The organism is Streptomyces endocoffeicus (assembly GCF_016741935.1).
GTDB lineage: Bacteria > Actinomycetota > Actinomycetes > Streptomycetales > Streptomycetaceae > Streptomyces > Streptomyces endocoffeicus.
Genome location: NZ_JAERRG010000068.1, coordinates 1 through 23,048, shown reverse-complemented (window position 1 = coordinate 23,048; position 23,048 = coordinate 1). Strand labels below are relative to the sequence as shown.

Below are 23,048 nucleotides of genomic sequence, written 5' to 3'. Positions count from 1 at the left end.
TTCCATGGCCACGGTGACGGAGGGATCGTGACCACGTACCGCACCGTCCTCCGGTTCACCGCGAACGGCCCCCTGAACCTCGGGCGCAGCAGGTCTGAACACTCTGCAACGAGAACACGCGCGTCAGCCCAGAACAGTCGCCGCACATCTCACACAGACCTCACAGACCTCACAGACTGCAGGGACTCCCCCGGACTGTGAGGCTCCGACCTGGACACTTACGCGACTGTCTCAGACCGACTAGACCCTCATGGACGGTTCCGCCTACCTGTGCCATGTTGTACCGAGGGCCGAACCCAAGACCAGGACCGGAGCCTCTTCTGGCCCGTTGACCAGGTATTTCAAGGTAGTCTTGTCTTCTTCACTCACGCCCACACGCTCCCACGTCTTACAGACGCCCCTATAACGGGGGGACCCTATAACGGGGGGAGGCTCCTATAACGGGGGGAGGCTGGATACCGTCCTGACCAGGTTGAAGACCTCGCGGGCGGCATATCGCTTGAGGCATCGGATGATCTCACGTCGGGTCTTGCCCTCCTGGGTGCGGCGTTCGTAGTACGCCTGGGTGCGCGGGTCTGGCACAGCCGGGTGAACACGATGCGGTGCAGAGCGGCGTTGGCCTGCCGGTCGCCGCCCCGGTTGAGCCGGCGCGAGTTCCGACGGCCCGAGGAGTACTCGACGGGACTGACTCCGCACAGAGCGGCGAAGGACGCCTCGGAGTTCAGCCGCTCGGGATTGCCTCCCATCGTGATCAGCAAGGTGACGGCGCTGTCCGGGCCGATGCCCACCGGCACGAGCAGCTGCGGGGCGTGGCGTTCGACGAGCCGGGTCAGGCGCTGATTGAGCTCATCGATCTGCCCGGTGAGCTGCTCGATGCGCTGGGCCAGCAGGCTCAGAGTGATGTGAGTGGCCTGGGCCACGGCGTCCTCATCGCCCCCGGCGTCTTCGCCGTCGAGCTGGCCGAGACGCGCGCAGGTGCGGAACAGCTCACGGTTGCCCAGGCGAGAGAGTCGTTCCCGTAGGGCCGGGTCGGCTATGACCAGGACGGCCTTGAGCTGATTGATCGCCTGAGTACGGGCCTTGACCGCGGACCCCTTGGCGAGTTTGAACATCCGGGCGCTGTGCACCGGACCGTCGCCGGATTTTGCCCGGGCTCGGGCGCGACCGCTGAGCACGGCCCGCGCAGCAGCCTGCGCATCGAGCGGGTCCGACTTCCCGAGCAGACGGCGGGCTGTGCGGTCGGGCCGGTTCACCTCATACACCTGGACCTGCTGGGCCAGCAGGTAGCGGGACAGGCCCGCTCCGAAGGTGCTCGTGCCCTCCACACCGGCCCGGCGCACCGTCCCCAGCCTGCGGGCCCACACGAGCAGCCGACAGTAGCCGTCCGCCGTGGCCGGAAAGGACTCGGTGCCCAGAACCTTCCCCAGCGGGGAGACCACGGCGGCGACATGAACCTCGCCGTGCGTGTCCACGCCGAGGACGACCTCGCCCGGAACGGGGGGATCCGTGCTGGAGGAGGTGCTGCGCTGTCTGATCGTCATGGTGGTTCGCCTCCCACGTTGTGACGTGCTGGGTGGATGGCACCGGCCCGCTCGGGCGGTCTGAGCTGTGATGGCGCCTGATCGTCGGCAAGGCCCCTATTGGGACACCGCACGAACGGCCACAACTCTCCCTTTGTTGAACGACTGTCCCCCAAGTCATATAGCGGGCTGCGAAGGAGCCCCGCCGTAGCAGCCCGGCAAGAGCCGTCACCCAGCCAGAAGACGCGCACCTGGCGTGAAGGGTGTCAATATTCCGATCAGGCTGCTGAGCTGGGCGTTTCCTGGGGATGGTGAGACGGTCGGGGTGGCGTGGTGTGGTATTCGTTGAGCAGTCCGCCGAGTACCTGCGTGCGCCTGACCGTGGCGGCAGGTAGGGGGATGATGTTCGGGTCGTCGTCGGGCGCTCGTAGATCCTTGGCTGCGGTGTGCTCGTCCCCCGTTGTAGTGCTCCGCGTACGTGGTGAGGACGGTGCGCAGGTGTCGTTCGCCGGTGATGAGGAGTCGGTCGGTGCACTCGGTGCGGGCTGTGCGTATCCATCGTTCAGCGAACGCGTTTGACCGGGGGCTTTGCGGCGGAGTCGGGATGACTGCTGTGCCGTTGCCGGCGAAGACGGCGTCGAACGCGGCGGTGAACTTGCTGTCCCGGTCCCGGATGAGGAACCGGAAGCACTCAGCCCTCTCCCCGAGATCCATCAGCAGGTTGCGGGCGAGTTGCGTGACCCATGCGCCGGTCGGGTGGGCGGTGACGCCCAGGACGTGAACGCGCCGGGTGGCGATCTCCATGACGAAGAAGACATAGAGACGTCTGAGGAAGACGGTCTCCACGTGCATGAAATCGCAAGCGAGCAACGTGTAAGCCTGTGAACGGAGGAAGGAACGCCAGGTCTGCTGGCTTGCTCGCTGCGGTGCGGGCGGTAGACCGGAGCGGCGCAGAACGCGCCGGATCGTCGCGGCGGCGATCCGATGGCCAAGCCGTCGCAGTTCGCCTTGGATTCTGACGTATCCCCAGGTGGGGTTCTCTTCCGCCAGGCGCTGGGTGAGCGCGACTGTCTCTTGGTCGGCACCCTGATCAGCGACAACCTCACCGACAACATGGGCGTCCCGCTGGAGACGAGCACCACGGTGTTCGCGCTCGTCCTCGCGGTCGTGTTCGTGGTCCGGTACCGGCGCGAGCGCACCCTGTCCATCCACAGCATCGACACCACGAGCCGCGAGTCGTTCTACTGGCTGGCGGTGCTGTTCACCTTCGCCCTCGGTACGGCGGCCGGCGACCTGGCCTCCGAGGGCATGAACCTCGGCTACTGGCTCTCCGCGGTCCTGTTCGCCCTCGTCATCGCGGCGGTGGCGGTCGCGCACTTCGCACTGGGCCTGGACGCGGTATGGAGCTTCTGGATCGCCTACATTCTCACCCGCCCCCTCGGCGCCTCGATCGGCGACTACCTCTCCCAGCCGAACGCGGCTGGCGGTCTTGGCCTCGGCACCGTCGTCACCAGCGTGCTCTTCCTGGCGGTCATTCTCGGCCTGGTGGTGTACCTGACGGTGACCCGCAGGGACGTCGCCGAGCCGGAGGGCGTGGCACGTCAAGCGGCCTGACCAGTGCAAAAGGCGTTCAGGATGCGTTCAGGCGGCATCTGGCAGGGTCGCATGCCTCGCCCGCCGCCCGCGGTCGGCCGAGGCAGCAGGGCGCCCACCCCACTGGGGGCGAGCGCCCTGTCGTCGTACCCCCACTCGACAAGGAGTGTCCGACCTTGGAGAACCCCGAACTCCTCACCGACCTCGACGTCGCGAGCACGCACCAGTCCGCGGCGAGCAGAACCAAGACGGTGATGAAGAAGCTGCCGGAGGTCACCTTGGCCTTCTGGGTCATGAAGATCGCCGCGACAACACTGGGTGAGACGGCCGGTGACCTGTTCGCGCAGACGCTGAAGCTGGGTTACTTCCTCACCACGATCGCCCTGTTCCTGATCTTCGTGGTGACTCTGGTCGTCCAGCTTCGATCGCGGCACTACAACCCGTTCTTCTACTGGACCGTGATCTTGTCGACCAGCATGGCCGGCACCACGATGTCCGACTTCATGAACCGTGATGCCAGCGCCAAGTTCTTGTCGAACGGCGCCACCTCGCTCGGCTGGGGCCCACAGGGCCTGGGTCTGGGCTACCCGACCGGCGCGGCGATCCTGATCTCGATCCTGCTGGTCATCTTCGCGGTCTGGAAGGTATCCGGAATGACCTTCCAGATCCGCGACATCGTCACGTTCCGCGGCGAGGCCCTGTTCTGGTCGGCGATCCTGGTCTCCAACACCCTCGGCACCTCCATGGGCGACTTCCTGTCCGACAGCTCCGGCCTCGGCTACTTGGGCGGCGCTCTCCTCGTCTCCGGGGCACTCGCCGTCCTCCTCGCGCTGATGAAGGTGCCGATGGTGCCGAACGTGCTGCTGTTCTGGATCGCCTTCGTCCTCACCCGCCCGCTCGGCGCCACCGCCGGTGACTTCCTCACCAAGCCGGTCGCCAAGGGTGGCCTGAACCTCGGCACCGCCGGCTCCTCGGCCGTCCTGCTCGCCGTCCTGTTCGGCCTGATGGCCTACGCCCACGTGCAGGAGAAGAAGAACGCGGTGACGCTCTCCGAGCAGGAGCAGCCCCTCACCCGGCAGGCAGGGTGACCGTGAACCGGGCCCCTGGCGCGTGCCCGGGATCGTAGGACACCTCGCCGCCGACGGCGCGGGCCAGGCGCCGCGCGAGCGGCAGCCCCAGTCCCGCGCCGTCGTGCCCGTCCGTGGCGTCGGCGCGTCGACCTGGCTGGAACAGCTCGTAGGCGAATGCCTCCGGTACACCGGCCCCGTCGTCGACGACGTCGATCAGAACAGAGCCGGGCCTGCGGTGCGCGGACACGGTCACGCGCGAGTGGGCGTATCGGACGGCGTTGGTGAGCAGCGGGTTGACGATGCGTTCGAGCAGAGCCGGCGTGACACCTGCCTCCAGCTGTGGACAGACCGCCTTCACCGTGGCCTTCACCGGATGCGGTGCGTCGAGCTGCTGGGCGAGACGCTGCAGAACGGGGACGACATCGGTCGTACCTGGGACCGCTGAAGGGCTCCGCGCATTTTCGCGGGCGTCGTTCAGCAACGTGTCGCAGATCGTGAGCATGGATTGGGTGGCCTCGGCTATCACCTGGTGACTGGCACGGGTCTCCTCGGCGGAGCGGGGGCGTCCCCGGGTGGCCTGCTCGGTCATGGCCCGCACGGGGCGCAGTGCCCGACCCACCGAGAGGCGGGTCAGCGCGTAGGTGCAGATCAGCATCACGCCGTCCAGGACGAGCGATCCCAGCAGCAGGGTGTCGGCCGAGTTCCGGTACGGAGTGAGGTCCAAGGCCGTGACCACCATGGCGGCGTGACGGCCGGATACGGGCCGGGAGCACAGGCGGACGGAGCGTGGACGGTCGCGCAGGCACGGCTGCCCTGTGCGGTGAGCCGCGCGGCGGCCCGGGTCAGCGGGCTGTCGGCCGCGGTGGGGGTCGGCTGTTCGAGCAGGTGGGTGCCGGCGTAGATCCAGACGTTGGCGTCGAGGAACTGGTCGTTGGCGGTCTCCAGCACGCGCACCCGCGAACCACTGGTGTCGACGGTCGTGGCCACCGCGTCCGCACGGGTCCGCAGCTCGTCGTCCGCCTGGTGCCGCAGGTGTCGGTCGACCATGGTGTTGAACACCACGGTCAGGACCGTCATCAGCAGTGCGGCGGTGGTCAGCGCGATGAGCGAGAGCCGGCCCCGCAGCGTGCGTGGAGCCAGGTGGCCCGGGAAAGACCTCATGACAGCCGGTGGCCGATCCCGCGTGCCGTGCCGATGGTCAGAGTGCTGCCGACTTCGCGCAGCTTGCGGCGCAGCCGGGTCAGGTACTGGTCGAGGGTGTTGTCGCTGACCTGCGCGCCCTCGGGCCAGCCGGCCCTGACCAGGTCGCGACGGCGCACGAGGTCTCCGCTTGCGGCGACGAGCGCGGCCAGCAGTCGGAACTCTGTCGGGGACAGGGCGACGGGGGTGTCGCGAACGATCACTCTGTGCCGGACCGCGTCCAGCGTCAGGTCTCCGACTGCGGCCGGGGAACGCGGAGAGGACCGCTTGAGCGCGGCTCGCAGCCTGGCGGCGAGTTCGGCGAGGTGGAACGGCTTCGGTAAGTAGTCGTCGCCCCCCGCGGAGAACCCGGGCAGCCGGTCGGTGATGTGTTGCCGAGCGGTCAGGAAGATCACTGGGGCGAGGAACCCGTTCGCGCGGAGGGCCTGGCACACATCCCGTCCATCCGCGTCGGGCAGGCCGATGTCCAGCACGGCTGCCGCCACGTTCGCCGTGGCCAGCCGCAGGGCGGTGGCGCCGTCGGCGGCGGGGACGGGGTCGAAGTCCTCGTCGTACAGGCCGCGGCGCAGGACGTCACGCAGGGCGTGATCGTCCTCGACGACCAGGATTCTGGGGCGCATGGTCCTCCTCCTCCGGCCCTACGGCCGGGTGGTTCGCGTGGTTGAGGAAGGATGCGGGCAGCCAGTGGGCCGCGGCGCACAGGCACACTCCGAGCCAGCCGACGGCGAACAGCCAGCCGCCGACGACATCGGTGAACCAGTGAACCCCGAGGTAGACGCGAGTGAGTCCGACCAGCAGGCCCCAGCAGCCGACGGCGACGCCAAGCGCCGTCCCGCCGCGCGGGGCGCGCAGGCTCAGCGCCACGATCAGCAGCCCGGCGGTCAGTGCGGCCGTGGTGGTGTGCCCCGACGGGAACGCCCAGCCGCTCGCGTGCGTGGCCCAGCCATCCCGCGGCGGCCGGGCCCGGTGGATGAGCTCCATCACGCCGAACCGAAGCGCCTGTCCCGCACCGAGGCAGGCCGTGCAGAGTGCGGCGGCGAGCAGCCTGCGCCGCGCCGTCCGCACCATCACGACGCCGGCCAGCGCGGCGAGGACGTACGGGATGACACCGGTTCCGGTGGCCGTCAGCCCGCGTGCCAGGGCCAGCGCCACATCGGGGCGGTGGCCGACTGACCACGAGAGAAGGCCGTCGTCCAGCCACAGCGGAGCGCCACCGCCGCCCACGACCACCATGGTCAGCACTCCCAGCACCGTCCAGGCGCCGAGGCCCGCACTGCCCGCCAGCCCTGCGGCGTCCCTGCGGTTCACGGGGCAGCCAGGAGCGGACGCAGCACAGTGGCGCTCAGGTGACGGGCAAGTGTCCGCGCCCACCGCCGCAACAGGATCATCGCAGCGGAGGCCACGAGCACGCCCACGAGCACGCCGACCGCGACGTCGTGCGGGTAGTGCACGCCGACCCAGGCCCGGGAGGCCGCCATGGCGAGCGCGGCAACGGCCGCGACCGCTCCCAGGCGACGTGAGACGAACACCAGCGCCACGGCGGTCGCCGCCGCGATCGCCGCGTGATTGCTGGGAAAGGACCAGTCACCCGGCGCCGGACACGCCTCCAGCGTCCTCACGCGCAGGCTCCGGCACGGCCTGTCCTCACGCACCACCAGCTTCAGGACGGCATCCACGCCGTACGCCAGGACCACGGCCACCGGCGCGGCCAACGCCGTCACCGCCGTCACCGCTCCTGTCCGCCGGGCCTGCCACCAGCCCAGGACCATCAGCAGAGCGAACACCGCAAGCCCGTACGCCGACCACGTCGTCACCGCGGTGTCCAACCAGCCGGGCGAGCGCCCCGCCAGGTCCACCACATCCGTGTACGCGGAGCCGTCGATCGACGCTCCGCCGAGCGCGGAGGTCATCCGCGGGCCTCCTTCGCCCTGGCCTGCCTGCGGTTGCGGTGCAGCTCGGCGGCGAGCGGAATCAGCGAAACCACCACGATCAGCGCCACCAGCGGCAGCAGATAGCGGTCCACGCCGGGGATCGCGGAGCCCAGCGCGTATCCCGCCAGGGACAGGCCGACGCTCCACACCAGGCCACCGACCACCTGCCAGACGGTGAACACCCGGACGGGCACGTCCAGCGCCCCTGCCAGCGGATTGAGGACGGTCCGCACCACCGGCACGAATCGCGCCAGAACGATGGCCTTCGCATGCCCGTACCGCGCCAGCAGCTCCTCCGCCCGCTTCGCCCCCTCGTGCAGCCGGGCGGAGCGGCTGCGAGCGAGCAGGGCACCGCCGGCCCGGCGCCCGATGAGATAACCGCACTGCGCACCCGCCAGCGCGCCGAACGCCGCGGCGGCCAGCAGAGGGCCCAGGGACAGCCGTACGCCGTGCTCCCCCGTGCCCGTGCACAGCAGGCCCGCCGTGAACAGCAGGGAGTCGCCCGGCAGGAAGAAGCCGATCAGCAATCCCGTCTCAGCGAACATCACCGCACCGACACCCAGCACGCCGAACGCGGCCAGCAGCGAGTTCGCGTCGAGCGGGTTCACAGCGAGCTGCGACGATAGGACCACGGGTGTGGTCATCGGCATGAGTCCCTTCCCTGCGGACAACCGGATGCATACCCCGACCGACTACAATCCTGTAGACGGTCTGCGTCACTGTAGACGATGGTGGGGTGAGAATCGTTCCCATGACCGACGCGAAGGACGAGCGCCGACCCGCGGGTGAGCTGGAGGCGGCCGTGATGGCCGCCCTGTGGGCTTCGGACACGCCGCTCACCCCGGCCCAGGTCCAGGCCGAGCTCTCCTCAGGCCTGGCGCGGACGACCGTGACGACGATCCTTTCCCGCCTGTATGAGAAGGGGACCCTGGAGCGGGAGCGGCAGGGCCGCGGCTACGCCTACCGCCCCATACAGGACCCGCACGGCCTGACCGCTCTGCGCATGCACGGCGAACTCGCCCGCGACAGCGACCGGGAGAGCGCTCTGGCCCGCTTCGTCGCCCAGCTCACCCCGGACGACGAGCAGGTCCTGCGGCGACTGCTGGAGGAGGGCCTATGACGACCACGCTTCTGCTGATCCCGCTCCTTCTGCCCTGTGCGTCGCCTTTCCTGGCCCGCCGGATCCTCGACCATCGCTCGCCGGTGGCCGCCCTGTGGACCCTCACCGTCTCCGCGCTCCTCCTCGCAGCCGGTACCGTCGCGGCACTCGGCACCTTCGCGGTGACCGGCCTGCTCAAAATCCCGGCCTTTGCCGCGCTGGGTGAGCTGGTCCACCCTCTGCGGACGCCCTCCGAACGGCTGATCCTGCCCGTGGCCGCCCTGGCCGCCGGTCTGCTCACGCTCGGCACCTTTGCGCTCGGGCGCTCGGCCGTGCGCCAGGCCGCAGGGCTGCGCACCGCCCGCTCCCAGGCCGAACGCCGGTCCACCGCAGGCGACCTGTGCGTCGTCGACTCCCCGCACCCGGACGCCTACGCCCTGCCCGGCCGCCCGCACCGCATCGTCGTCACCACCGGCATGCTGCGTGCCCTGCGGCCGGACGAGCGGGAGGCCCTCTTCGCGCACGAGCGCGCCCACAACACCGGCGGCCACCGCTACTTCCTGGCCGCGGCGGAACTCGCCGCTCACTGCCACCCCGCCTTGCGAGCGGTCCGTGAAGCGGTCCGGCTGGTCGCGGAACGCGCCGCCGACGAGGCGGCCGCCACCGCGGTCGGCGACCGGCGCCTGACCGCCCGCGCTATCGCCCGAGCCGCCCTGGCCGCGCACGCGGCGGACTCGGATCGCCCGGCGTTCACACCGGCGGCGACCACAGGTCCTGTGCCGCGGCGTGTGGCCGCCCTCCTGTCCCCAGCCGCACGAACACCGCGCATCCTGCCGTGGATCGCCGTTCTCCTGGCCGCCTGCGCGGTGATCTCCTGCGCCACCGCGGCGACCGGCGCACTCAGCGTCCACCAGGACATCGAAGTCGCCCAGGGCGAGGCAAGCCGCTGAAACGGAGAGTGCCCAACCGGTATCCGCGGACAACCAACCACAGGTTCCGTCGAACTGGAGGGCGCGGCGGGCGTCAAAAAGATCGGGGCGCACGGGCCGCGCGACGTCCCGCGCAGCATCAGGGACCAGTGACCGCTTACTACGGTGCGTGATCGACGGCGAAGACCAGGTAAGCGCCGTACAACGCGGACAGGACAGTCGTCGAGCCCAGCAGGAGGACGCGCACGCTGCCGGAGCGGACTCGGGCCAGCCCGATCGCCAACGGCAGCAATAGGGGAAAGGCGGGCAGGAGGAATCGGGCCCGAACGCCGAAGAACGCCGAGTCCCCGACAGCGATCACCAACAGGCCCACGCTGTACACCACGAGCGGCAGCGGCTGGCCGTGCGTCACTGTCACGGCTCCGAGGGCTATGGCGGCGCACAGCACGAGCGCCACGACCATCCAGGCGAACGGCACGGACGTGGGATGAAGGAAGACCCGGCCCAACTGGCGGACTGTGGTGATCCCCCAGTCGAATCGGGAACGCCACAGTCTCTGGACGACGAAGTAACCGTCCCAGTGGCCGAGCCGGGCACCCACCCATGTGATGAACCCCAGCCAGCCCAGCGGGGCGATCAGCGCACCCAGGCAAGGCCGCCATCCTGCCTTTGCCGGCTGCCGTGCCGGACGTCTGCGGATTCGTACCAAGGCGACGGCTGCCGCCCCGTCGATCGCGACCACCAGGGCCACCGCGCTGGGCCGGGTCAGCCCCGCCAACGCGCACAGGACGCCGGCCCATATCCAGCGCTGGGTCAACGCCGCATACAGGGACCAGGCGGCCAAGGCCGTGAACAGTGCTTCCGTATAGGCCATGCTCTCCACCACGGCATGCGGCAGCGCTCCCCAGAGCACCGCGGCCAGCACTCCGGTGTGCTTGCCGTTGCGCCAGGCGGCAACGGCGAAGATCCCCCAGGCCGCGGTCAGGGACGCGAGCCAGGAGATCAGAAGAGCGGCATGCGGGACGGGCAGCGACGTCAGGGCGTGCACGAGCCGGATCAGGGCCGGATACAGCGGGAAGAACGCCAGGTTGGAGCAAGCGTTCCCTGCCTGCGGACTGGTCGCGAGTACGGGCAGGCCGCAGTCGTATCCGTTCACCGCGATATTTCCGTACCGCTCGGCGTCCCATATCGTCGCCAATCTTTCCAGTGCTGGATCTCCACGCCGGTGGCCCCAGTACAGGAGCACCGCCACCCCGACGGCCCGCACCAGGGCGAAGCCCAGTACGGCGGGCGCCGCGTCACGGGCTGCCGCGCGCAAGCGGTGGTATCGAAGGGCAGGGCTGCCCTCTGTTTCGACGCTGATGGCCGTCGGCCGGGGTTTCACGAGGCGATCCTCTACGCGAGAAGCGGCTTCGACTCATGCGACATCGCCAGGTCCTGCCTGGTCATATCGTCACCATGGCATCTCGTGGCCACCCGCACGCGCCGGAGCCGTCCGCACGGATTACTCAGCGCTGACCGAGCGCGGGCCTCGGGCGCGAGACCGACCGGAAACATGAAGAATAAAAACCGATATTTCTTCCGGCTCTGCTGTGACCGGAGGCCCCGTGATCGCCTCGTCCCCAACACGCCCCCGGAGTGCCGTCCGTCTGCTCGCTTACGCCCTCGGCGTCGCCGCGGCGGTGGCCGCGCCGTGGACGGGAGCCGCAGGAACCGGGCACAGGGCCGGACATGTCCCCACGCCCGACCACGTGGTCGTCGTCGTCATGGAGAATCACGCGTACGACCAGATCATCGGCAGCCCCAGCGCTCCGTACATCAACGCATTGGGCAGGGGCGGCGCCGTCCTGACCAACTCCTACGCCACCGCCCACCCCAGCCAGCTATGACTGCCCGGTCTCCACCGGTGACACCTGGTTGCAGAAGCACCTCGGCGCCTACGCGGCCTGGGCCGAGACCCACAACAGCCTTCTCGTGGTGACCTTTGACGAGGACAACCAGCACAGCAAGAACAAGATCGCCACGGTGCTGTACGGTCAGCCGGTGGCCGCGGGCAGCAGATCGGCGACCAGGTACGACCATTACGACGTGCTGCGCACCATCGAGGACATGTACGGCACCTCGCACGCCGGGCACGCCACCACCGCGTCGGACATCACCGGTATCTGGGTGAGCTGAGCGCGCATACGTCCGCGGACCGCCGAGACGGCCGCCCTGCTGGGGGAGGCGCTCGGCTGACCTGACGACGCCAGGCGGTCAGCTGAGCGCCGGGTCCGGTGGCTCGATGTGAACGAGTTCCGGGGTGTCCGTGCTGCAGTAGACGAGGCCGTCGTGGTCCGCGTCGCACGGCGTGACCGTTCCGTCGTCGTACACGAGCCAGGCGAGCACCGGACGGCGTTCGAGGCCATCGGCGCCAGGGGCGCCATCGGGCGGTGGGTCGAGGCGGTAGCAGACCGTCCATCCCATCCCGGGGAGAGCGCCGACCACCTGCGGCCGTCGTTCGTAGGTCAGGAAACCCGGGTGGCGGTCAGCACGGACGACGCGGCCCTTGTCCCCTTGGGCCGTGCCGCCCGTGTCGCATATGTAGCCGACGAGTTCCTCGTCCTCGCGTCGCCACTCCACGATGTCGCATGTCTCGACGCATCCGTTTCCGCGATCGACGAGTGCGGCCCATCGCTGGCGTGAGGCGGGACACGAGGCTTCCACGGGAACCCCTTTCGACGGCTGGGCGGTCGGTCAGTCGGTGGTGGTCAGTCGGTCAATCGGTCAGGTCCGCGCCATGTCCCCACCCAGGCGGGACGGCGGTTGCGGTCGGCTCGCGGCCAACTGGCGGATGATCAGCGGGGTTACCAGGACGACGACCAGCAAGCGCAGACTCTGGACGGTGGAGACCAGGGCCACGTCCGCATGGGAGGAGACAGCCGTGGCGAGGACCGCGTTGATCCCTCCGGGTGTCGTGGCGAGATAGGCGTCGGTGAACGGTGTGCCGGTCAGGCCGGCGAAGACCCACGCCAGTCCGGCGCAGCCGAGGCAGACGACCGTCATGCAGACCAGGATCGGCGGCAGCAGGCGCCGCATGCTGCGGAGCGTCTGGCGGGTGAAACGTACGCCGACGTCCAGGCCGACGAGGACGAAGACGAAGTTCTGCAGCACTCCCACGGGCGCGAAGCCGGGCACGGCGCCGCTGAGAGTGGCGACGAGGGCGACCAGCATGGGGCCGATCAGCATGGGTGTGGGCAGTCGCAGCCGTCGGCCGGCCCAGGAGCCGGCGGCGCAGACGGCCGCGAGGGCGAGCAGGCCGCTGAGCTGGTCCGCCCCCGCCACGAGGTGCGTGAGGCCGGTTCCGGTGATCCCGCCCCCGCCTGGGTGGCCCGATGCGGCCGATGGCCGGCCGGAGGTCATCCAGTGGGCGGCCAGCGGGGCGGTGGTGGCGACGAGGCCGACGCGCAGGTACTGGGTGAACGCGACGAGCCGTACATCGGCGTTCAACTCGTCGGCGCAGGTGACGATCGCGGCGGAACCGCCGGGCACCATACCGAGGACGGCGCTGGGCCGACTGATGCGGCCACGGCGGGCCAGAAGCCAGGCGATCCCGACGCTCAGCGTGATGGTGGCCGCGGTGACCACGGTCATGGGCAGCGCGACGGGGGCGGCGGAGACGAGGGCGGCCGGGGTGAGGTAGCTGCCCATGAGAGCGCCGACCAGCGCCTGAGAGGCGCGGCCCGCCGGCGCCGGCAGCCGGTCGCGGACCACCCCGCACAGCGCCAGGGCGGCGCCGACCAGCAACGAGGCCAGGAGGTAGGGGGCGGGAACGCCGAAGGCGGAGGCCGTGAGACCCGTCGCGTACCCCCCGGCGATGATCAGGGCCCAGCGTCCGACGGGAGCCGGGCGGGAGACGCGGAGCTCGGAGACTTGCGGGGCGGGCTTCGGCGCGGTGCTGGGCGAGCGCTCAGGCGTTCGCCGCGGCGCGGAAGTCGGAGCCACGTTGACGCCTTTCGTCGGTTGACGGCATGTCCGTTGAACTCGACGCCTGCGTGGTAAGCAGGCACCTTCCACTGTGCCGTGCACGGCCTGTGCGGGCACTGAGAACCCTGAGTGAGCGCTGAGGAGACCCTGAGAGCCCGCTGAGAGCGCGCGGCCGACCAGCGCGTCGGCCCCTAGACTCGCAAGGGGGGATCAGCCTTCCGGGGGATCCGACCGATCGGCCACGAGGTGATGCGCGTGCGGGTGCTGGTGGTCGAGGACGAGCAGAACATCGCCGCCGCAGTGGACCGTGGGCTGCGCGCCGAGGGGTTCGACGTCGACATCGCCGAGGACGGTGAGAAGGCCCTCCGTCTGGTCAGGCACCACGACTACGCCGTGATCGTGCTCGACCTGATGCTTCCTGGGCGTAACGGCTACGACGTCTGCCGCACGCTGCGCGCCGCGGAGATCGCCACTCCCGTTCTGATCCTGACGGCCAAGGACGGGGAGTACGACGAGGCGGACGCGCTCGATCTGGGTGCCGACGACTATCTGACCAAGCCTTTCTCCTTCGTGGTGCTGCTGGCCCGGATCCGCGCGCTGCTGCGCCGCAGCGCCCCGCAGCGGCCGCCGGTTCTCCGTGCGGGTGATCTCTGGCTGGATCCGGCCGCCCACCGGTGCGGTCGTGGTGAGGAGACCCTCGAGCTGACGCCGCGCGAGTTCGGACTGCTGGAGTTCCTGTTGCGCCACCCCGACACGGTGGTGAGCAAGACCGACCTGCTCGCTCAGGTCTGGGACGCGTGGTTCGAAGGCGACCCGAACATCGTCGAGGTCTACGTCGGCTACCTCCGGCGCAAGATCGACACCCCGTACGGCCGGTCCGCCGTCGAGACCGTGCGGGGCGTCGGCTATCGGCTGGACGGGAAGGGCGGCTGAGTGTCCCGGCGCCGTCTCGCCGACCGCCTGTCCTTCGCCCGGGTGCGACGGCTGACGAGAAAGCTGAGCCTGCGTACGCGAGTCACCATGTGGGCCACGACGGTCGTCGCCATCGCGACGGTCGCGGCCGGTCTCGGGCTGCTGCTCGGCCTCAAGTATTCGATGTGGCGCGCTCTGGACACCACAGAGCGCCAGCGGCTGTCCGACGTCTCGGCTCTCATCAGGCACGACCAGTTGCGTTCCCTCATACCGTCCAATGGAGGGGACGCCGACGTGGTCGAGGTGCTCGACGCCTCGGGGAAGGTACGGGCCAGTTCCGATTACGACACGGGCCCGGGCAGTCCCAGCGGGTTTCCGAACCCCCTTCCCCCGCAGGTCGTCGCGGGCCGTGCCACGACCCTCCACGACCTCAAGATCGGCGACGAAGGGGACTTCCGCGTACTGGCCCGGCCAACCCGCGTGGGGGACCGGCCCGCCACCATCGTCGTGGCGGTGTCCCTGGCCCAGGCCGAGCACACCCTGTCCAGTCTGACCACCGGCCTGGTGATCGGTGTCCCGGCGCTGACGGCGCTGGTGGCGCCCGCCCCTTCCCTCCCTTTCATTACTGAATGTCCACATTCAGAGTAGGTGGCCGTGGCTCAAATGAAGCTGAGAGGCTGCTGAGAACCCCGGGAGGGGTTCCGTGGCCCCGTCACCTCCCCTCAGCTTCATCTCAGCCGCGGCGGCGCAGGATGCACATGTTCCGGATGGAGGGTCCATGCGGAACCGGAAGTGAAGGTGATCATGAATACGCGCAGGAAGGCGGCACTTCTCGCCGCGTCCACGGCCGCCGTCGTCGCGACCGTTCTCGGAGGGGGCGCCGCCATGGCGTCCTCGGAGCCGGCTCATGCCGCGTCCTCGGTGTCCACCACGGTGCAGAAGCCCACTCCGCCGGGCCCCGGTGCGCACCAGTCCGGTGCGTCGAAGAGTGACGGCGAACACGGGGAGCACGAGGAGAACGGAGAGCACGAGAACCAGTCGGACGGCCCCGGAGGCCACGCCGACCCCTCCGCAAAGACGAACCACGAGTTCCAGGGCAAGGAGTAGAAAGTGGGCGTCGCTTGAGGCGAGCGGTCACGCCACCGCCCGCCTCAAGCGGGTGACGGCGGTGGCTCCGCGACCGGCAGCAGCAGGGTGAAGGTGGTGGGTGCCGCCCGGGCGAGCGTGAGGCGGCCCCCCGCGGCCTCGGCCATCTCCCGTGCCAGCGTCAGGCCGATGCCGCTGCCGGACCGGGAGGTCGTCGTGCCCCGGTCGAAGACGGCCCGCCGGTCGAGCGTCAGCGAGCCCTCATCGGACACATCCACGGCGGCCGCGCCGCCCATCTCGCGCACCGTGACCTCGACCGTGCCGCGGCCATGGCGCAGGGCGTTGTCCAGCAGGACGTCCAGAATCTGCTCTGCGGTGCGGTCGGGGATCCGCAGACGCTCCCCGCCGGGCTCGACACCGAAGTCCAGACGGCGGCCCTCGGCGGCGAACGTGCCGTGCCAGCGGCGCTCCACCCCCTCGACCACCTCGGCAGCGGGCCGGGTGGTCGGGGGAACGCCGGGGCGTGGCGTCGCCCTGGCCAGCCGGAGTACCTCGTCCACGGTCCGCTGAAGATGCCGGACCTGTTCCAGGGCCTCGCCCACGGCCGCTCGCAGATCCGTGCCGGGGTCGGCGGCGGCCGCCTCCAGACCCAGTTGCAGACCGGCGAGCGGGGTGCGGAGCTGATGGGAGGCGTTGGAGGTGAAGTGGCGCTCGTGCTCAAGCCATCGGGCCAGTTGCTCGACCATGGTGTTCTGGGTACGCGCCACCTGGTCGATCTCGGCGATCGCGCTGCCTTCGGCGCGCGCGGTCAGATCCCCTTCCGCCACCGCTCCGGCCTTCGCCGAGAGCGCCTCCAACGGTGCGGAGAGCGTACGCGCCTGCCGGCGTGCCACCACGACGGCCGTGATGAGCGCCACCAGGGCGGCACCGGCCAGGCCGAGCCAGGCCAGAATGACGCGCTGCCAGACCTGAGGTGTCCCGGTCGAGGCGCGGGCCACGCCGATCACCTGCTCGCCGGTCGCTATGGGCACGGCCACCACGATCTGGTGGTCGCCGCGCCCGCGGGCCACCGTCCCGCCCTTGGCTGCCTGGGTGATCGCGTCCGCCTTCCTTGGACCGCTGCCGTCGCGCAGCCGCCCGGAGAGGTCGTACACCCCGACGTCGGTTCCCCGCTCATGGGCGGGCAGTTCCACATGGTCGCCCGCCACGAACTGCGGGGGCACATGGACCGCGGCCGCCAGGGCAACGCGCTCCAGCTCATCGCGCTCGTCCGTGAAGAAGGACGTCTGGATCCCGAACGCCAGCGGCGCGGCGAGGAGGACGAGCGCCACCAGCACCGCCATCACGGCCACCCGCATCACGCGCTGTCTCATACGCCCATCATGAGGGCGGGCGCGCCCGGTGAGGCCGAGGCAGGGACACCACCGACCGGTTTTGCCGTCGTCTAACCGTCGTCGTGGCGAGCGTTTACCACCTCCTCTCTAGCGTCGGAGACACCAGCGGTTCGCCTATGTGGAGGACACCATGAGCAAGCGAGCCATCCTCGCCGTTCCCGCCGCCGTCGCCCTGACCACCGCGGTGGTCGCGGGCTGCGCCGGTTCCGGCGGGAGCTCTCACAGCGGTTCCAAGGCCTCTTCAGGGGCGTCGTCCACCCAGCGGACCGGCCCGGCCCCCGCCGAGTCCAACCCGCCCGGTGATATTCCCGACAACCAGGTGTACGTTGCCTACCGGCCGCCCGCCGGAGGGTTCACGGTCAAGGTGCCCGAGGGCTGGGCCCGCTCCGCCACCCACGCGACCACCACGTTCAGCGACAAGCTCAACAAGGTCGAGATCGCTCAGGCTTCCGCCGGGACCGCGCCCACCGTCCAGTCGGTGAGGGCACACATGGTTCCGGCCCTCCGCAAGCAGGCGCCGCACTTCGCACTCGGCGGTGTCACCACCGTCCACCGGAAGGCCGGGTCGGCCATCCGGATCACCTACCGGACGGACTCGCCCCCCAATCAGGTGACGGGGAAGCGCGTGCGGGACTCGGTGGAGCGGTACGTGTTCTTCCACAACGGCCGGCAGGTCGTCCTGACCCTGGCCGGCCCGGTCGGCGCCGACAACGTCGACCCCTGGCGCATCGTCAGCGATTCGCTCCGGTGGCAGTGATGACCACCACCTCCACGGCAGCCGCGCGGGCCGACGGGGCGACCGCCCTCGACGCCAGGGAGCTGTACCGGTTCTTCCGCACCGGAGAGGAGGAGACCCTCGCCCTGCGCGGGGTGTCCCTCCACGTCCAGCGCGGCGAGACCGTCGCCGTCGTCGGCCCCTCCGGTTCGGGCAAGTCCACCCTGCTGGCATGCCTGGCCGGGCTGGACGAACCGGCCGGAGGCTACGTCCACGTCGGCGGGGAGCGGATCAGCCATCGCCCCGAGGCCCAGCGGGCCCGGCTGCGCGCCCGCCGCATCGGCGTCCTGCTGCAGTCCGGCAACCTCATCGCCCATCTGGACGTACGCGAGAACATCCGGATCGCCCAGGCCGCCGCCGGCCGCCGCGACGTGTCCGACATCGCCGCCCTGCTCGACGGGGTGGGCCTGAGCGGCCGGGCACACGCCCTGCCGCATGAACTGGCCGGCGGTGAACTGGCCCGTGCGGGGCTGGCCGTCGCCCTGGCCAACGACCCCGATGTGCTCCTCGCCGACGAACCCACCGGCGAGCTGGACGGACGGACCGAGCAGCGCGTGCTCGGCCTGCTGGGGAGCCGGGCCGACGCCGGCCGCGGAGTGCTGGTCGTCACCCACAACACCGAGGTCGTCAGCTTCGCCGACCGTGTGCTGGTCCTGCGCGACGGAAGGATCCAGCCGTGAAGGCCCCCGACACCGGCCTCCTCGTCGACACCCTCATCGACTGCCGCGACGCCGCCCGCACCTACGGCCGGGGCGAGAACGCCGTCGTCGCGGTGCACGGCGCGACCTTCCAGGTACGGACCGGCGACCGCATCGCCATCATGGGCCCCTCCGGATCCGGCAAGTCCACGCTGCTGCACCTGATGGCCGGACTGGAACGGCCCACCAGCGGGAAGATCGGCTGGCCCGCCCTCGGCCGCCCCGCCACGGCCCATGACATCGGCGTCGTCTTCCAGTCCCCGAGCCTGATCCCGGCGCTCGACGTGGTGGAGAACGCGGCACTGCCGCTGGTCCTGTCGGGTACGGCGGAGCCCGAGGCCCGCCGGCGCGCGCTCTCCGCCCTCGACGCGGTCGGTGTCGCGGACCTCGCGGACAAGCTGCCCGAGGAACTCTCGGGCGGCCAGGCGCAGCGGGTGGCGGTGGCCAGGGTGCTCGCGCTGCGCCCGAAAGTGGTCCTCGCCGACGAACCCACCGGACAGCTCGACCGCGCGACCGGCCGCCATGTGATGGACGTCCTGCTGGACACCGCGGCCGAACTGGGCGCCGCGCTCGTGGTGACCACCCACGATCCCACCGTCGGCGAACGCCTCACCGAGCGCTGGCCCATGCACGAGGGGCGGCTGGCCACCACGGCCCCCGCCCCAGCCGCCTCCACACCGCGCGCCGCGCCGCGGGCGCGGCCGAACGCGGCACAAGGGGAGACATCGTGATCATTACCTGGCTGTCCGGGCTCGTCCGGCGCCGCAGTGGCCGGCTCCTCGCCGCCGCGCTCGGCATCTCGCTCGCCGTGGCGCTGGTCGCCGCGCTCGGCTCCTTTCTGACCGCCTCCAAATCCACCATGACCGACCGCGCGGTGCGCTCGGTCGCGGTCGGCTGGCAGGTCCAGGTCCAGCCGGGCGCCAAACCGGCCTCGGTGCTGCACACCGTACGGTCCGCGCCCGGCACACGCACCGCGCTCCCCGTCGGATTCGCGCACAGCACCGGTTTCCACGCCAGGACCGGCGGATCCACTCAGAGCACCGGCCCGGGGGTCGTGCTCGGCCTGCCACCCGGCTACCGCTCCGCCTTCCCCGGCGAGATACGGCAGCTCACGGGCAGCGCCTCCGGGGTGCTCATCGCCCAGCAGACCGCGGCCAATCTGCATGTCGCCCCCGGCGACACCATCACCATCGGCCGCCCGGGAGGCGGTCCGGCCCATGTGAAGGTGGCCGGAGTGGTCGACCTGCCCCAGGCCGATTCCCTCTTCCAGAAGGTCGGCGCCCCTCCCCAGTCCCAGCCCACCGCGCCACCCGACAATGTCATCCTGCTGCCCGCCGCACAGTTCACCAGGGCCACGGCGCCCATCAAGGCCGCCGACCCGGCCGCGGTCACCACACAGATCCATGTCGCCCGGGACGCCCGGCTGCCCGCCGACCCCGCCGCCGCGTACACCGCGGTGACCGGTGCCGCGCACAACACCGAGGCGCGCACCGCCGGGGGCGGGCTGGTCGGCGACAACCTCGGGGCCGCGCTCGACAGCGCACGCCAGGACGCCCTCTACGCCCAGATCCTCTTCCTCTTCCTCGGCGTGCCCGGGGCGGTGCTGGCCGCCCTGCTGACCGCGACGGTGGCCGGAGCCGGAGCCGACCGGCGACGGCGCGAGCAGGCCCTGCTGCGCACCCGGGGGCTCGGTTTCCGCCAGGTCGTCGGTCTCGCGGTGACCGAATCCGCCGCCGTCGGCGTGGTCGGGGGCCTACTGGGCATCGGTATCGCCGCGGGTGTGGGCCGGGCCGCTTTCGGTACGGCGTCCTTCGGCTCCACCGGGGCATCGGCGGCCGGCTGGTTCGCGCTCGCCCTGCTGCTGGGGCTGGTCATCGCCGCGGCGGCCGTCCTGGTGCCCGCGGTGCGCGATCTGCGGCAGGGCACCGTCGCCGAGGCCCGCCGGGTGGTGGGCCGGGCGGGCACACCGCGCTGGATGAAGTTCTACCCGGACCTCATCCTGCTGGCCGTGTCCTACTTCGTCTTCCGCGCATCCAGCTCCAACAACTACTCCCTGGTCCTGGCCCCGGAAGGCGTCCCCACCATCTCCGTGTCGTACTGGGCCTTCCTGGGGCCGGCCCTGCTCTGGCTCGGCTCCGCCCTTCTGCTGTGGCGGCTGGTGACCCTCGCCCTGGCCCACGGGCGGCGTCCGCTCGCCCGGCTGGTCCGGCCACTGACCGGTGCCATGGCCGGAACCACCGCGGCGAGCCTGTCCCGGCAGCGCCGCCCGCTGGCCCGGGCCGTTGTGCTGCTCGCGCTGGCCCTGTCCTTCGCCGTGTCCACCGCGGCGTTCAACTCCACCTACCGGCAGCAGGCCGAGGTCGACGCCCGGCTCACCAACGGCGCCGATGTGACAGTGACCCAGTCACCGGGCTCCCGCACCGGACCCAGCGCGGCCAACCCTCTGGCGGCGATCCCGGGGGTGCGCCACGTGGAACCGCTTCAGCACCGGTTCGCCTACGTCGGAGCGGATTTGCAGGACCTGTACGGGGTCCGGCCGTCCACCGTCACCTCCGCCACCTCCCTCCAGAACGCCTACTTCAGTGGTGGCAGCGCCAAGAGCCTGATGTCCAAACTGGCCACCCGGCCGGACTCCCTCCTGGTCAGCGAAGAGACCGTCAAGGACTTCCAACTGGCCCCCGGCGACACGCTCAAGCTGCGGCTGCAAGACGCCCACACCAAGTCGTTCCACACTGTGCCGTTCCACTACGCGGGCGTCGTCAAGGAATTCCCCACCGCACCGCGCGACAGCTTCTTCGTCGCCAACGCCGGCTACATCGCCAAGACCACCGGTAGCGACGCGGTCGGCACCTTCCTGGTGGACACCGGAGGCGGCAACCAGAAGGCTGTCGCCGCGCGGCTGCGCCACCAGCTCGGCACCTCTGCGAAGGTCACCGACATCACCCAGACCCGGTCCCAGGTCGGGTCCAGCCTCACCTCCGTGGACCTGTCCGGGCTCACCCGGATCGAACTCGCCTTCGCGGTCCTTCTGGCAGCCGGCGCGGGCGGCATCGTCCTCGCTCTCGGCCTCGCCGAACGGCGCCGCACCTTCGCCATCGCCACCGTCCTCGGCGCCACCCGGCGGCAGCTCAGGGGACTGGTCTTCAGCGAGGCCGCCACGCTCACCGCGGCGGGCCTGGCCGGAGGCGCGCTCATCGGCTGGGCCCTGACCCAGATGCTCGTCAAGGTACTCACCGGCGTCTTCGATCCACCACCGGAAGCCGTGGCCGTGCCCTGGCCGTATCTGGCCCTGACTCTGGCGGCAGCCCTCGCGGCCATCGTCGGCGCGGCGCTGAGCGGAGTCCGCAGATCCGCCCGGCCGGCCGTGGAAGAGCTGCGTGAACTCTGACGACGGCCCGTCCGCGCGGCTCCGGGCGGCCACCGGACCTACGATTCAAAGCATGCGGACGACAGGTGCCAAGGACGCGGTATCCGTACTGGTCATCGAGGACGACGACGTCATCGGACGGCATGTGGAGGCAGGACTGCGGTCCAACGGCTACACCGTGACCTGGACCCGGACCGGGGGCTCCGGACTGGTCGAGGCTCGTCGGCTCCCCACAGACGTCGTCCTCCTCGACCTCGGCCTCCCCGACATGGACGGCATCGACGTCGCCCGGCAACTGCGCGATGACCACCCCGATGTCCTCATCCTCATCCTGACCGCCCGCAGCGAAGAGATCGACGTCATCGTGGGTCTGGACGCGGGGGCCGACGACTACCTGGTCAAACCCTTCTCCCTGACCGTGCTGCTCGCCCGCCTCCGGGCCCACCTGCGCCGCCGCTCGGCCGGCCCGCCCGGACCGAGTGAACCGGTCCGCATCGGCGACCTGACCGTGGACATCACAGCGCGCCGCTGCCGGCTCGGTGACCGCGAAGTCGAACTGCGCCCGAAAGAGTTCGAACTCCTGGCCGTCCTCGTCAAACACCCGGGGCAGGCGGTTTCCCGGGAGACGCTCATGGCGCGGGTGTGGGACGAAAACTGGTTCGGCCCAACGAAAACCCTGGACGTCACCATGTCCTCCCTGCGTCGCCGACTGCACGCGGCCGCGGTCTCCTCGGCCGTCCCCCTCGCACTTCCCGAGTTCACGACACTGCGCGGGCACGGGTACCGACTCGAACCGCCGGCGACTCAGGGAGAGGAGACTGGTGACATATCCCGGTGATCCTGGACACTCTTCTTCCGGACTGTGAGCCCAAGGTCCTGCGGCGTGTTGGCCCACGATGCGTGCACGCGTTCCGCCGGTGTCTCCCGGGGCCAGGGCGCCGGGGAGGCTGTTGCGCCGTCCCGCCCGCCGCCGCAGGCGATGTTCCCGCCTCAGGGCGGGGACGCCTGCGGATGCCGACCGGGATGCGCCTGCTGCACCCCAGGACAGGAAACGGTCCGTCGCTTTGCCGCTCGTCCCGGCCCTGCTCGACGGGGGCCGCGGCCCCGCTCGGCACGCCGACGCCTGCCGGAGCTGAGGCCGGACTCACTTGGCGGGTGTGACCAGGCAACGGCCGAAGCCAAACGATCCTGCACGGCTGATCATGTCGCCTTACCTGACATGGCGATTCCGGACCGATCGTCCTGCGCGGTGGTGTGCCGTTCGCTGTGGACGCGTCGGCTTGTGGCGTTCTGAGCGAGTGCGAAGCCGAGGACGAAGACTCTTTGGCGTTCGAGGGCGTAGGAGATCATGCGCTGGTTCCACGGGCGGCCCGGCACGTCGTACGAGCCCTGGAAAACGAACCCGCACAGGCGCACTTCCCGTGGCCCACGGCGACGCTGATCCGCACCCTGCGCACCCTGCCCACGCCGGTCTCGTCCTGGGTGCTGCGGAAACTGGCCGCCGACTA

At 70.5% G+C, this 23,048-nt stretch carries 20 protein-coding genes and 5 pseudogenes; 14 read left to right on the top strand and 11 right to left on the bottom strand.

Annotation, left to right across the window (positions count from 1 at the left end):
• Window positions 1–435: 435 nt before the first annotated feature.
• Window positions 436–1,541, bottom strand: a pseudogene (locus JK364_RS52645) (IS110 family RNA-guided transposase).
• Window positions 1,542–1,748: 207 nt separating this feature from the next.
• A complete protein-coding gene (locus JK364_RS52640; RefSeq protein WP_230993892.1) occupies window positions 1,749–2,372 on the bottom strand; it encodes an integrase core domain-containing protein in 624 nt (207 codons plus the stop codon).
• A gap of 222 nt (window positions 2,373–2,594) precedes the next feature.
• Here JK364_RS52640 and JK364_RS52635 point away from each other — a divergent pair.
• Window positions 2,595–3,134, top strand: a pseudogene (locus tag JK364_RS52635) (COG4705 family protein); the annotation flags it as partial.
• 155 nt (window positions 3,135–3,289) lie between these two features.
• A complete protein-coding gene (locus JK364_RS52630; RefSeq protein ID WP_201858597.1) occupies window positions 3,290–4,201 on the top strand; it encodes a COG4705 family protein in 912 nt (303 codons plus the stop codon).
• Here the strand turns inward: JK364_RS52630 and JK364_RS52625 are convergent.
• From JK364_RS52625 to JK364_RS52605, 5 genes and pseudogenes are all read right to left on the bottom strand, one after another.
• Window positions 4,182–5,344, bottom strand: a pseudogene (locus tag JK364_RS52625) (sensor histidine kinase). The gene JK364_RS52630 and the pseudogene JK364_RS52625 overlap by 20 nt on opposite strands.
• Entirely contained in the window at window positions 5,341–6,003 is a 663-nt protein-coding gene (locus tag JK364_RS52620) for a response regulator transcription factor (protein ID WP_201858596.1), read from the bottom strand. The pseudogene JK364_RS52625 and the gene JK364_RS52620 overlap by 4 nt, the downstream one beginning before the upstream one ends.
• The gene (locus JK364_RS52615) at window positions 5,957–6,691 is read right to left on the bottom strand and encodes a phosphatase PAP2 family protein (protein ID WP_201858595.1); all 735 of its coding nucleotides are present in this window, start codon (window positions 6,689–6,691) and stop codon (window positions 5,957–5,959) included. The genes JK364_RS52620 and JK364_RS52615 overlap by 47 nt, the downstream gene beginning before the upstream one ends.
• The gene (locus tag JK364_RS52610; protein ID WP_201858594.1) at window positions 6,688–7,293 is read right to left on the bottom strand and encodes a phosphatase PAP2 family protein; all 606 of its coding nucleotides are present in this window, start codon (window positions 7,291–7,293) and stop codon (window positions 6,688–6,690) included. Before JK364_RS52610 ends, JK364_RS52615 begins: the two co-directional genes overlap by 4 nt.
• The gene (locus JK364_RS52605; RefSeq protein ID WP_201858593.1) at window positions 7,290–7,958 is read right to left on the bottom strand and encodes a DedA family protein; all 669 of its coding nucleotides are present in this window, start codon (window positions 7,956–7,958) and stop codon (window positions 7,290–7,292) included. The genes JK364_RS52610 and JK364_RS52605 overlap by 4 nt, the downstream gene beginning before the upstream one ends.
• Before the next feature lie 107 nt (window positions 7,959–8,065).
• Here JK364_RS52605 and JK364_RS52600 point away from each other — a divergent pair, with 107 nt between their 5' ends.
• A complete protein-coding gene (locus JK364_RS52600; protein ID WP_201858592.1) occupies window positions 8,066–8,434 on the top strand; it encodes a BlaI/MecI/CopY family transcriptional regulator in 369 nt (122 codons plus the stop codon).
• Window positions 8,431–9,363 (top strand): M48 family metalloprotease, encoded by a 933-nt coding sequence (locus JK364_RS52595; protein ID WP_201858591.1) that lies wholly within the window; start codon window positions 8,431–8,433, stop codon window positions 9,361–9,363. The genes JK364_RS52600 and JK364_RS52595 overlap by 4 nt, the downstream gene beginning before the upstream one ends.
• 139 nt (window positions 9,364–9,502) lie before the next feature.
• Here JK364_RS52595 and JK364_RS52590 read toward each other — a convergent pair whose 3' ends face one another.
• Window positions 9,503–10,660 carry a putative hexosyltransferase gene (locus tag JK364_RS52590; protein ID WP_201858590.1) on the bottom strand — a complete coding sequence of 386 codons (1,158 nt, stop codon included), beginning with the start codon at window positions 10,658–10,660 and terminating at the stop codon, window positions 9,503–9,505.
• A gap of 289 nt (window positions 10,661–10,949) precedes the next feature.
• On the opposite strand from JK364_RS52590, the pseudogene JK364_RS52585 reads away from it, so the two are divergent.
• Window positions 10,950–11,520: pseudogene (locus JK364_RS52585) on the top strand (alkaline phosphatase family protein).
• 78 nt (window positions 11,521–11,598) lie between these two features.
• On the opposite strand, the gene JK364_RS52580 reads toward JK364_RS52585, so the two are convergent.
• Together JK364_RS52580 and JK364_RS52575 are read right to left on the bottom strand one after the other, a co-directional pair.
• Window positions 11,599–11,964: a hypothetical protein gene (locus JK364_RS52580; RefSeq protein ID WP_201858589.1), complete on the bottom strand. Its 366-nt coding sequence runs from the start codon at window positions 11,962–11,964 to the stop codon at window positions 11,599–11,601.
• A gap of 144 nt (window positions 11,965–12,108) precedes the next feature.
• On the bottom strand, window positions 12,109–13,326 hold the full coding sequence (locus JK364_RS52575; protein WP_201858588.1) for an AbrB family transcriptional regulator: 1,218 nt from the start codon (window positions 13,324–13,326) through the stop codon (window positions 12,109–12,111).
• Window positions 13,327–13,563: 237 nt separating this feature from the next.
• Here JK364_RS52575 and JK364_RS52570 point away from each other — a divergent pair, with 237 nt between their 5' ends.
• From JK364_RS52570 to JK364_RS52560, 3 genes are all read left to right on the top strand, one after another.
• Window positions 13,564–14,241 carry a response regulator transcription factor gene (locus tag JK364_RS52570; RefSeq protein ID WP_201858587.1) on the top strand — a complete coding sequence of 226 codons (678 nt, stop codon included), beginning with the start codon at window positions 13,564–13,566 and terminating at the stop codon, window positions 14,239–14,241.
• On the top strand, window positions 14,242–14,868 hold the full coding sequence (locus JK364_RS52565) for a hypothetical protein (protein WP_201858586.1): 627 nt from the start codon (window positions 14,242–14,244) through the stop codon (window positions 14,866–14,868).
• A gap of 156 nt (window positions 14,869–15,024) precedes the next feature.
• Window positions 15,025–15,327 carry a hypothetical protein gene (locus tag JK364_RS52560; RefSeq protein ID WP_201858585.1) on the top strand — a complete coding sequence of 101 codons (303 nt, stop codon included), beginning with the start codon at window positions 15,025–15,027 and terminating at the stop codon, window positions 15,325–15,327.
• Between the two features lie 44 nt (window positions 15,328–15,371).
• On the opposite strand, the gene JK364_RS52555 is transcribed toward JK364_RS52560, so the two are convergent.
• On the bottom strand, window positions 15,372–16,679 hold the full coding sequence (locus JK364_RS52555; RefSeq protein WP_230993890.1) for a sensor histidine kinase: 1,308 nt from the start codon (window positions 16,677–16,679) through the stop codon (window positions 15,372–15,374).
• 151 nt (window positions 16,680–16,830) lie between these two features.
• Between JK364_RS52555 and JK364_RS52550 the strand changes: the two genes are divergently transcribed.
• The 6 genes and pseudogenes from JK364_RS52550 to JK364_RS56590 form a co-directional block, all read left to right on the top strand.
• Window positions 16,831–17,457: a hypothetical protein gene (locus JK364_RS52550; RefSeq protein WP_201858584.1), complete on the top strand. Its 627-nt coding sequence runs from the start codon at window positions 16,831–16,833 to the stop codon at window positions 17,455–17,457.
• Complete coding sequence (locus JK364_RS52545) at window positions 17,457–18,155, top strand: ABC transporter ATP-binding protein (protein ID WP_201858583.1); 699 nt, start codon at window positions 17,457–17,459, stop codon at window positions 18,153–18,155. The genes JK364_RS52550 and JK364_RS52545 overlap by 1 nt, the downstream gene beginning before the upstream one ends.
• Window positions 18,152–18,904 carry an ABC transporter ATP-binding protein gene (locus JK364_RS52540; protein ID WP_201858582.1) on the top strand — a complete coding sequence of 251 codons (753 nt, stop codon included), beginning with the start codon at window positions 18,152–18,154 and terminating at the stop codon, window positions 18,902–18,904. Before JK364_RS52545 ends, JK364_RS52540 begins: the two co-directional genes overlap by 4 nt.
• Complete coding sequence (locus JK364_RS52535) at window positions 18,901–21,561, top strand: FtsX-like permease family protein (RefSeq protein ID WP_201858581.1); 2,661 nt, start codon at window positions 18,901–18,903, stop codon at window positions 21,559–21,561. The genes JK364_RS52540 and JK364_RS52535 overlap by 4 nt, the downstream gene beginning before the upstream one ends.
• 52 nt (window positions 21,562–21,613) lie before the next feature.
• Window positions 21,614–22,378 (top strand): response regulator transcription factor, encoded by a 765-nt coding sequence (locus JK364_RS52530; protein WP_201858580.1) that lies wholly within the window; start codon window positions 21,614–21,616, stop codon window positions 22,376–22,378.
• A 485-nt stretch (window positions 22,379–22,863) separates the two neighbouring features.
• Window positions 22,864–23,048, top strand: a pseudogene (locus JK364_RS56590) (hypothetical protein); the annotation flags it as partial.